This window comes from Ligilactobacillus sp. LYQ135, assembly GCF_053711055.1.
The window spans coordinates 75,216-85,180 of the sequence record NZ_JBSJYT010000007.1 but is presented as its reverse complement, the minus strand read 5'-3'; the positions used below and the strand labels follow the sequence as shown (position 1 = coordinate 85,180).

The 9,965-nt window shown below is 30.0% G+C and carries 15 protein-coding genes; 2 read left to right on the top strand and 13 right to left on the bottom strand.

The window, feature by feature from the left end; translation table 11 throughout:
• Positions 1-362: 362 nt before the first annotated feature.
• Both ACWCL1_RS06820 and ACWCL1_RS06815 read right to left on the bottom strand, forming a co-directional pair.
• Positions 363-752 carry a CvfD/Ygs/GSP13 family RNA-binding post-transcriptional regulator gene (locus ACWCL1_RS06820; protein WP_454546157.1) on the bottom strand — a complete coding sequence of 130 codons (390 nt, stop codon included), beginning with the start codon at positions 750-752 and terminating at the stop codon, positions 363-365.
• A gap of 9 nt (positions 753-761) precedes the next feature.
• Positions 762-1,346, bottom strand: coding sequence for a peptidylprolyl isomerase (locus tag ACWCL1_RS06815; protein WP_454546156.1), 585 nt, complete (start codon positions 1,344-1,346; stop codon positions 762-764).
• An 80-nt stretch (positions 1,347-1,426) separates the two neighbouring features.
• Between ACWCL1_RS06815 and ACWCL1_RS06810 the strand changes: the two genes are divergently transcribed.
• Entirely contained in the window at positions 1,427-2,428 is a 1,002-nt protein-coding gene (locus ACWCL1_RS06810) for an NAD(P)/FAD-dependent oxidoreductase (RefSeq protein ID WP_454546162.1), read from the top strand.
• Positions 2,429-2,491: 63 nt separating this feature from the next.
• Entirely contained in the window at positions 2,492-3,139 is a 648-nt protein-coding gene (locus ACWCL1_RS06805; RefSeq protein ID WP_454546155.1) for a VTT domain-containing protein, read from the top strand.
• 27 nt (positions 3,140-3,166) lie between these two features.
• Here the strand turns inward: ACWCL1_RS06805 and ACWCL1_RS06800 are convergent, their stop codons facing one another.
• The 11 genes from ACWCL1_RS06800 to comGA all read right to left on the bottom strand — a co-directional run bounded on the left by ACWCL1_RS06800 (position 3,167) and on the right by comGA (position 9,962).
• Entirely contained in the window at positions 3,167-3,754 is a 588-nt protein-coding gene (locus tag ACWCL1_RS06800; RefSeq protein WP_454546154.1) for a TIGR01906 family membrane protein, read from the bottom strand.
• A 43-nt stretch (positions 3,755-3,797) separates the two neighbouring features.
• Positions 3,798-4,574: a TIGR01457 family HAD-type hydrolase gene (locus tag ACWCL1_RS06795; RefSeq protein ID WP_454546153.1), complete on the bottom strand. Its 777-nt coding sequence runs from the start codon at positions 4,572-4,574 to the stop codon at positions 3,798-3,800.
• Positions 4,564-5,127: a YutD family protein gene (locus ACWCL1_RS06790; RefSeq protein ID WP_454546152.1), complete on the bottom strand. Its 564-nt coding sequence runs from the start codon at positions 5,125-5,127 to the stop codon at positions 4,564-4,566. The genes ACWCL1_RS06795 and ACWCL1_RS06790 overlap by 11 nt, the downstream gene beginning before the upstream one ends.
• Before the next feature lie 82 nt (positions 5,128-5,209).
• Positions 5,210-6,217 (bottom strand): class I SAM-dependent methyltransferase, encoded by a 1,008-nt coding sequence (locus tag ACWCL1_RS06785; RefSeq protein ID WP_454546151.1) that lies wholly within the window; start codon positions 6,215-6,217, stop codon positions 5,210-5,212.
• Positions 6,218-6,263: 46 nt separating this feature from the next.
• Positions 6,264-6,572, bottom strand: a complete 309-nt coding sequence (locus tag ACWCL1_RS06780; RefSeq protein ID WP_454546150.1) for a hypothetical protein — start codon at positions 6,570-6,572, stop codon at positions 6,264-6,266.
• An 18-nt stretch (positions 6,573-6,590) separates the two neighbouring features.
• A complete protein-coding gene (locus ACWCL1_RS06775; protein WP_454546149.1) occupies positions 6,591-7,010 on the bottom strand; it encodes a type IV pilus modification PilV family protein in 420 nt (139 codons plus the stop codon).
• A complete protein-coding gene (locus tag ACWCL1_RS06770) occupies positions 7,000-7,266 on the bottom strand; it encodes a hypothetical protein (protein ID WP_454546148.1) in 267 nt (88 codons plus the stop codon). Before ACWCL1_RS06770 ends, ACWCL1_RS06775 begins: the two co-directional genes overlap by 11 nt.
• Complete coding sequence (locus ACWCL1_RS06765; protein WP_454546147.1) at positions 7,241-7,669, bottom strand: hypothetical protein; 429 nt, start codon at positions 7,667-7,669, stop codon at positions 7,241-7,243. The genes ACWCL1_RS06770 and ACWCL1_RS06765 overlap by 26 nt, the downstream gene beginning before the upstream one ends.
• The gene (locus tag ACWCL1_RS06760) at positions 7,659-7,967 is read right to left on the bottom strand and encodes a prepilin-type N-terminal cleavage/methylation domain-containing protein (protein ID WP_454546146.1); all 309 of its coding nucleotides are present in this window, start codon (positions 7,965-7,967) and stop codon (positions 7,659-7,661) included. Before ACWCL1_RS06760 ends, ACWCL1_RS06765 begins: the two co-directional genes overlap by 11 nt.
• Entirely contained in the window at positions 7,964-8,986 is a 1,023-nt protein-coding gene (gene comGB, locus ACWCL1_RS06755; protein ID WP_454546145.1) for a competence type IV pilus assembly protein ComGB, read from the bottom strand. The genes ACWCL1_RS06760 and comGB overlap by 4 nt, the downstream gene beginning before the upstream one ends.
• Positions 8,979-9,962: a competence type IV pilus ATPase ComGA gene (gene comGA / locus ACWCL1_RS06750; protein WP_454546144.1), complete on the bottom strand. Its 984-nt coding sequence runs from the start codon at positions 9,960-9,962 to the stop codon at positions 8,979-8,981. The genes comGB and comGA overlap by 8 nt, the downstream gene beginning before the upstream one ends.
• Positions 9,963-9,965: the final 3 nt, after the last annotated feature.

The window sequence follows — 9,965 nt, the reverse complement described above, 5'->3', positions numbered from 1 at the left end:
AAAAAGTTTTGTGACTCATTTACTAGCGAATTGACTTCGCAAATATGTTTGCATTTCATTTTCATGAATTGCCCTGCACATTTGTTTATCGAAACGTTATTCAGTTTTCAAAGATCTACAACTTATTGTTATCAATCAGACAACGTTTATTATTTTAACATGTCATTTGATAATGTCAAGAACTTTTTTTAAATATTTTTTTTAAACGTTCTTGATTTGAACTGACAACTTTTATAGTTTAATCAAAAAAATAAACCCTGTCAAGAACTTTTTTGAATTTTTTAATGAATCAACCGTTCGCTGACAACGTTTATTATAATATATAATTTTTGGTCTTAGGTCAAGAACTTTTTTGAATTTTTTTATTTTCCATTCTCAATATCATTTAATGCATCTTCAATCCATTTATTCAAATGCGTTTTAATTGGAGTAAATCCTTCTTCTACATGTCGATTACTCCAATATTTTTTATATTGATGGGTGATATCTTCACGATTATATTTAAAATTAAATGGTTTTTCTAAGCATCTTAAAGATAATGAGATCTTTCCTGTATACTCATCAATATCAATGATCATTACTTTTACCATTTGACCTACTTTCAAGTAATCATCAATATTGGTAATATATCCATGCTTTAACTCAGAAATATGAATTAATCCTTGCGTATTATCATCTAACATTACGAATGCGCCATATGATTGTAAACCAGTTACTTTCCCAGTTAAAATCATTCCAATGCGATAATCCATTACATACACCTATTCTGTAATTTCAATTAACTCAATTACAACGTCTTTTTCAGGTTTATCTCCTGCAAGAGTTTTAACAGCTGCAATTTGATCTAATACTTTCCAGCCATCAATTAAATGACCAAATACAGTGTGACGATGATCAAGCCAAGGAGTTCCACCTTTTTTATATTCTTCAATAATTTCATCAGGATAACTTGCAGCACTCATTTCCTTAACCATGGAATCATCTAAATGTGCATTTTGAACTATAAAAAATTGGCTTCCATTAGTATTAGGACCCGCATTAGCCATTGATAAAGCTCCGCGTAAATTAAACAATTGATTTGAAAATTCATCTTCAAATGGTTTTTCCCATTTACTTTGACCACCCATTCCTGTTCCAGTTGGGTCGCCACCTTGAATCATAAAGTCTTTAATTACACGATGAAAAATCACTCCGTCATAGTAACCGTTTTTTGCTAAACTTACAAAATTTTCAACTGCTTTTGGAGCTAAATTTGGAAACAATTGAAATTGCATTGTTCCCATATTAGTCTTAATTGTCGCTTTAGAACCTTTTTCATTTTCTAAATTAAGTTGTGGGTAATTCACAATGGACATCTCCTTTAATTTCTTCTAATATGTAGTATAACAAAATTAGAAAACTTTTAAACTCAGAAAAGGTGATTTTCATCATGGAAAATAATATTTATGATATTACAATCGTAGGTGCCGGCCCAGTTGGGTTATTCACTGCAACCTATGCTTTAATGCGTCAAGCAAAAATTCAAATAATTGAAAGTTTATCCGAAATCGGCGGTCAAGTATCTGCTCTTTTCCCTTCAAAACAAATTTATGATATTCCTGGTTTTGCTAAAATTTCTGGAGCAGAACTAATTGAAAATTTAAAAACACAACTTGATTTTTTTAATCCTGAAATTCACTTAAATGAAACAGTTATTAATTTCAATAAAAATAATGATTATTTTGAAATCACTACAAATAAACGCACAACATATTCAAAGACTATTATTTTAGCTACTGGCGTAGGTGCATTTGAACCGCGTAAATTAAAAATTCAAAATGCTGCTGAATTTGAAAACAAATTTCTTTTCTATAACGTTCCAGATATTTTAATGTTCAAAGATAAAAACATTGTTATAGCAGGCGGAGGCGATTCAGCTGCCGATTGGGCTTTTGAATTAAGTCAAGTAGCTCATCATGTTACTCTTATTCATCGGCGAGACCAATTTCGAGCACTTGAAAGTTCAATCAGTAAAATTAAAGCCTTAGACAATACACAAATTTTGACTCCATTCATGGTGGAATCATTAACTCAAAAAAATGATCAACTCAATATTACTCTAAAGCGTTCGCGTACTAAAGATGACTTCAAAACTCTTATAGCCGATGCCTTAATTGTAAATTATGGTTTCATGACTGATACTAGTGTAATGCAAAAATGGAATTTAAAAATTAATCATCGGCAAATTGAAGTTGCACATAATCAACAAACTTCTATTGCTGGCGTTTATGCTGTCGGTGACACTGCATTTCAAGAAGGTAATGTTGATCTAATTGCAACTGGTTTTGGTCAAGCACCAATTGCTGTTAATCATGCAATGAACACTATTTATCCTGAAAAAAGACAAGCTACTCATAGTACTCAATTAATGAAAAATTTTAATCTTTAATTGTATTTACTATTCCAAAACGTTATAATCACATTATTACTGTTTCTTATTAGGAGGTTTGATGTGTCACAATTAATTGATTTTGTTTTACACATTGATTCACACCTCGTTTCTATTGTAAATAATTTTGGTGATTGGACTTATTTAATCCTTTTCTTAATTATTTTCGTAGAAACAGGTGCCGTCATCTTACCTTTCTTGCCTGGTGATTCACTACTGTTTGCAGCAAGTGCATTAGCTGCAAATCCAGCATACCATTTAAACATTGGTGTTTTTGTAATTCTCTTTTTAATTGCACCAATTGCTGGTGATTCATTGAATTTCTTTATTGGTAAAAAAGTCGGCAAAAAATTAACTAAGAATTCATTTTTCGGAAAATTTATTAAGGAAGATGATCTAAATCGTGCAGAAGCATTCTTTGAAAAACATGGAAGCATTGCAATTTCACTTGCACGTTTCATGCCAATTATTCGTACTTTTGCACCTTTTGTTGCCGGAGGAAGTGGCGTTAACTACTCTAAATTTATTCGCTATAACGTAGCAGGTGCAATTTGCTGGGTTATTTTATGTTGTGGTGGAGGTTATTTCTTCGGAAACTTCCCATTTGTGAAAGAACATTTTTCAATGATTGTCATTGGAATTATCGTTGTTTCACTTCTTCCAGCAATCATTAGCGCACTTAAATCAAGATCATCTAAACAAAAATCATAAAAATAAAGACTGTGAAATTCACAGTCTTTATTTTTTTAATTCTTTCTTACTAAGAAGATAGATTAACATTCCAATAATGATACAAACCACTAAAACATTAAGTGCACACATCTCGAAAAACTCGGGTGGCAATGCATTTATAATTGGATCCGTTTTAGGGTTAAATAGCCAATCTTGATTTGAAAAAGCAATTTGATGAAATTTCAAAAAGATATTTTTAAAATCTGCAATTAAAATAAAAATTAACCCAAGTACTGTCATCCCTAAAAATTGTAGTGGAATAACTAATTGCCACATTTGATGCTGTTGCATTCTTTTCTTGATTAAATATACTGCTCCAATTCCACTTATTAACAAAATCAGCCAGTTAATTTGAATTAATCCTTTTACATCACTAAAATGAACTAATCCGGCATGCGATGCTGGAATTGTTCGTTTCCATGAATGAATCCAAAAGCAATTCAAATACTTTAACAAATTTTGATAATTACTCATTAATTCAACAGAAGACAAATTAACTAAATGAGCTAAATGATAATATGTAACAAACCATTTATAAAGTGGGGTACAGTTAACAGTAACTGCAACTGAAAAAGATATAGTTGCTAATAACATAACAACTATATCTCTTACTAATAAAAAACTACTTTTATTCATTTTATACATGCCATTCATCAAGTGATTTCAGCTGGTAGGTTGGCTTAATAGCAACTTGGGCAACATCATCTGGAGTAGATAATCCCGTGTAAACAATTAAAGTATCAATTCCAAAATTGATTCCTGCCATAATGTCAGTTTGATAATTGTCCCCTACCATAATGACATCTGCTTTATTCAAGCCCATTTTTTCTAAAGCCTTTTCCATAATAATACTTTCCGGTTTACCAATATAGGTGGCTTTTTGTTGAGTAGCATACTCAATTCCAGCAACTAAGGCGCCAGCACTTGGAATCATTCCACGTTCACTTGGTAAATTAGAATCTGGATTAGTTCCAATTAATTGTGCACCTTTACGTACTGCTAATGTTGCTAATTCCATTTTATGATAAGTAAAATCATAGTCTAATCCGACAACAACATAATCCGGATTTGTCTCGTTAAAAATAAATCCATGATTTAATAACTCTTGTTTTAAACCTAATTCCCCAATAACATACACTTGACGTTTGTCTTTATTTAAATCAGCTAAGTAATCTGCAGTTGCGATTGCAGAACTATAAATGTTGTCTAAAGAAACATGAATATCAAAGTTTTGCGCTAAATTTTCAACAATTTTTTCTGGTGAACGTGTACTATTATTGGTAACAAATAAAAATGGAATTTGCTTAGCTTGCAACTTTTCAATAAATTCTTTTGCAGCTGGAATTTTAGCTTTTCCCTTATAAATTGTTCCATCAAGATCAATCAAATAACCTTTGTATTGTTTATTTGCCATCAGTCTTCCTCCTATTTTGGTGGTTCTTTTGTCGAATTACAAAATGTCGACTTCCTTGACGTTTATTTTTAGATTTAACTGTTCTTACACTAGTATTTTTTCGATTTTCACTGTAATTTTTCTTCCGTACAGGGCGCTTTTTAGTTGTTGGATGCTTTCTTTGTGGTGCAGGAAAACTATCATGCGTTTTCATGTTTTTCAACACAAAATATGAACAACCAAAATTGCAATATTCATATAAGTAATCTTGTAATTGAGAAATTTTTTGTGATGGTTGCACTTTCCGCTTATCACTGTAAAATCCTCGCAAACGCAACTGATCATATCCCATATCGCCAACAATATAATCAAATTTCGTTAAAATTGGACTAAAACGTTCTTTTAGCTTATCAATTTGAAACCCATCATGATAATTTTCAACCAGTTGATAGGGATCTCCATCAATAATAATATCCGTTTCATTTCGTACAATAATTGTACTTGCATACTCTTCAATTGCCTTTGCTTTTTTAGCAAGTTGTTCTTCCAATTTTTCTCTTTTCTTCTCGTTCATCCTGTCACCTCCCATAATTTAGTATCTAACTTGAAATTCTACACTAAAACGTCTTAATTGACAAAACACAATCTAAAAATTTTTATTTTAAATTCTCTTTAACCCAACTGCTGATTTCATCTAAAAAGCGGTCAAATGCTTTTTTATTTTTTAATGACGGAAAATCACCAAGTAATACTTGCTTAGCTTGCTTAGCATTGATACCTTTTTTTTGAACTAACATAATTGCTTTACGTGATTTTTCTGAAACAAACAAGTCTTGAGGTAAATTTAGTAATCCTTGTAAATAGCCATTATCTTGAATTGCTGCTAGTAGTTTTTGAGACTCTTTAGTTTCAAAAATTCCACTTGGAACAATAAATATTCCCCAACCACCTTCTTTTAATTGACTAAAAGAACGTTCAATTAGTAAATAATGAGCAAATGAGTGTCCTGTTTGGGCATGTGATTTGAATTTTTTCGCCCGTTCATCAAGTGGATAATATCCCACTGGCAAATCACCAATCACAAGATCAACTTGCGGAATAATCATTTCATCAAGAGCATCTTGATGGTATAACTCAACTGAAGTATTTCCTTGTAACATCATTGAAATATCAGCTATTCCTAATAAAGTATCATCATTATCAATTCCATATGCAGTAATTTGATCAAGTCCTGCATTTTTTAAATTATTAAGAATTGTACTTAACAAATTCCCCATACCAACTGTAATATCTAAAATAGAATTTACTTTAGTTTTACTACTTAATTTTTCAATTAAAAATGTAATTAAGTAGCCAATTGAATCAGGAGTCATTTGATGATTAGGTTGGATAAATTCTTTTTTATATGAATTTAACAATAATAATTGGATAATTTGCCGCATCTCTTCACTTGAAAATTGTTGAATATCTACTTGATGGTATATTTTTTCTAATTCATTAACTGTAGTTTCATCCAATGCTTCTTGTGCATTGATCGTTCTTTCAAAAAGATTGCCTAAAGTTTCAATAAGTGCATCAAAGTACGATAATTCCAATTTTTTTTGCAAGATCTCTATAGTTTGTGCTAATAATTGATATGTTTGTTGTATTTCTTTTAATTCCACCAGATATTCCTCTCAATCATTTATATTCGTGTAACAGTTTACCGACTTACTGTTTTGATTGCAAGCCAACTGAAACTGGATCTAAATTATAAATTTTTCCAGAGTTTAACTTAACAACATACTTTTTATTTTTTAATTCAACTATTCCTAAATTAAATGTTAACATCTCATTTTCTTTTAATTGATGATTTTGAGCAATGTTACGCATTGTTCTCGCCTTATTATAATCAATGTCTTCTTGATAAAACTTTAATTGTGATCCAAAATAGTACAATTGACCATAAAAAATAATCGTTAAAAAAATCAGAAAGAAAACTCCACTAGTCATTAACATTGCACTCACCTTACTTTTCATTTTAATCCCTCTTCGGTATTACAATTTTTTATGATAAACATGTTTCTCGTAATTTATCCAAATTTCAAAAATTGGCTCTGAATACTTCCACTTAAATCCATCATTTCCCATCAATAAGGGCATGTATCCTTGTCCTTCTTCATTTTGTAAAATTAAAGCTTTTTTCTTTTGTAACATCCTATATGTGCTTTTTTGAGTATCACTATAGATTTTAGGAAAGCCACTTATAGTGTCATCCCATCTAAATTTCATACTGTCAGATTCTAATGTAGCGGTCATTTTTTCTAATTGCATTCGTACTTTCATTCCTTTGTTACTTGTAAATTGATGATACAATGGAGATAAAATTCCACCCATTAAAAGTAATCCTACACTTGCAATTAAAATTGCAATGATAACTTCAACGAACGAAAAACCATATAATTTTTTATTTAACATAAATCAAAAAACTTCCTTGCTTATCTTGAATTTTTATTTGATTGATTTGTTGCGATTTATTCATATTTTGAATACTTTCGGTATAGGCTTGCTGTACTTTAAGATTGGTTAAATACAATTCGTTTTCTAATTTTGAAAAGCATGACTGATTAAAACAAAAAAGTGAAATTGCAATTGAAATAATTAATAACCCAATCATTGAATCTGCAATCAAAAAGCCCGAAACTTTTCTATCTATAAATATTTTTTCGTACACGGTAAGTTCCTCCAAAACTGAGTTCAAAAATTAAGTCATAACCATATTTTTCTTTATGATTCACAAATTGAATTGTTTGGGGTCGAGTTACCCCTGTAGCTGAAAACATTTCTGTCCTAACCCCATGAACTGTTAAATTTTTAGGATATTGGCACTTTTCAACATGAGTAGTGCCATCATATATAACTACTTTGTCATCTAAAAATACAAATTTAATATACTTTTGATGATTTCGCCCATAGGTCAATTTCTCATTAATTTTTGTGGTTAAATTTTGTATAAACTGCTCTTCAATAAATTGATTTTGCGATTTTTGTGAAATTTTAAAACCAATCAGTAACAATAATGCTGTCAAAAATAAGACAATTGTCATTTCCATTAATGTAAAAGCCTTACTTTTCATTAAGCACATCCTGGATTGTAATTTTTTGTTCGTTGAGTTTTTTAGCTTGTTGACTAGTTAAGTAGTGATCATTAACTAACATTGGAATTGATAAATTCGCTGCACTCGTTTCTGGATGTTCAGATAAATATAACTGTGCTTGCGTCCGCAATTCCGTTTTCATTGCATCACTATTTACATTAACTGCGTTTTTACGTTGATGATTAATATTAGGAATAATGATTAAAATTAACAAACTAATAATAAATAAAACGATTGCCATCTCAATTAATGTAAATCCTTTAACTTTCTTTTTCATTGGTTAATTCCTCCTAAACTTGAATACATTGGTAATAAAATTGATAAATAAACTGCAATAATTACTAATGCAATTATTAAAAATAAAAGCGGTTGAACTACATTGATCAAATTATCAATTGCACGCATCATTTTTTGATACTGAGTCTTTGAATAAATCATTAAATCCTTACTTAATTCCTGGTTAGTGTAACCTTTATTAAAGAAAATTTTTAATTCTGCAGGAATAAATGCGTATTTATCAATAAAGTGATCAATGCGCTTGCCTGATACTAAATGTTTTTCTAGACTATTTCCTAATTCAGATATTAGTGATTTTGACTCAAAAGAACGTAAGAAAAGACAAATTTCTTGTAAATTTAACCCACTTTTAAGCAATAAAGCTAAGTTAAAACTTAAATAATAATAAGCAAATAGACGATAAACTTTTCCTAATATTGGTAAGTGACTATACCAATCATGCCTTTTTAAACTTCCTTGATGTTTCCACCAAATCAAAATTTTTAAAAAGTATCCACTTAATGCTAATAGACTAATCATTAAAATAACTTTAATAACTTGACCATAAATTTTTTGAAAATGATCCATTGAATTATTCATATCTAAGGATGACAAAGTTGGCTTTAACCAGATTGCAAAAATGCTAATCATAATTATCAATAATCCTAGTAAAATAAGTGGGTATATTAGCACTCCAATTAATTTTTCTTTTTGTGCTTGCTTTTTATGCAAGTATTTTCCAAGTTGTTTGACGCATAAAATCAATTGCCCATGTTTTTCAGCAATAACTAGTTGATTTGATATGTTAAAAGTTAAATATTGTCTTGTACTTTCACTAAAAGATTTTCCTGCAGTTAAATTAACATAAACATCCTTTAAATCTTCACTTAAATGTGGATATAAAATTGATAAATTTTGCATACTTTGCTTAATTGAAAAGCCACTATTAAGCATATCAGCTAAAGTTTCAAAAAAAGCGACTTGTTGTTTTAAATTCCACCTTTTTGCTTTTTTAGCCATGAATATACTTTTGATAAGTGTTTTCGCTGATATTTTGTTGTAAGTATTGTTTTTCAAGTTTTTTTCTCCATTCTGAACTTACTTCTGAATTTTGTAATATTTTTTCAAATGATCCGGTTTTCAATTCCAGTTGATCAAATAATACTTTTAAATTATTATTTACATCTGGAATCAACCGCTGATAATTAACTAGCCGAAGGGTTTGTTTTAAATCAACCATTGAAATGTTTAAGTTAAGCAATCTTTCGATCACTCCGCGTGCACTTTTAGCATGAACTGTACTTAATACGAGATGACCACTTAAGGCAGCTTGAATTGCGGCTTGAGCTGTTTTTTCATCACGAATTTCACCAATTACAAAAATTTCAGGATGATGTCTTAAAGCGACTTTGATTAGATCTTCATAAGTGATTCCTGCTTTTTCGTTAACTTGAAGTTGTAAAATATCAGGATTGTAAATTTCAATTGGATTTTCGATTGCTAATATTTGTTGATCAGAAAATTGGCGAATTAATTCATACATTGATGTCGTTTTACCTGAACCTGTCGGCCCTGAAAATAAAATAAGTCCTCTGCGATGACAATATTCAATCGTTTTGACCCATTGATGTACTTCAAAAAAACGCTGACCATGAGTTTCTAGCAGATAAATCAAACGAATTACTAGACTTTCTCTTCCTAAAAAGTCACCAATACTTGAAAAACGGCAATTCACATTTAATTTATTTTGATAATTATATCGCCAACTACCTGCTTGTGGTCGTCTTCGTTCGCTAATATTCATATTAGCTTGAAACTTGAAATAATTAATATATTCATCTGCTTTCGTAAAGCTTAAATCACAATAGTTTATATATTTTCCTTTAGTATAGTATTGAACTTTATAGCAATGTTCTTGTGGCAAAAAATAAATATCACTAGTGCGATTTTCAACTGCTTCATCTAGAATTTCAAATAATTGAGTACTTTTATTCATTGC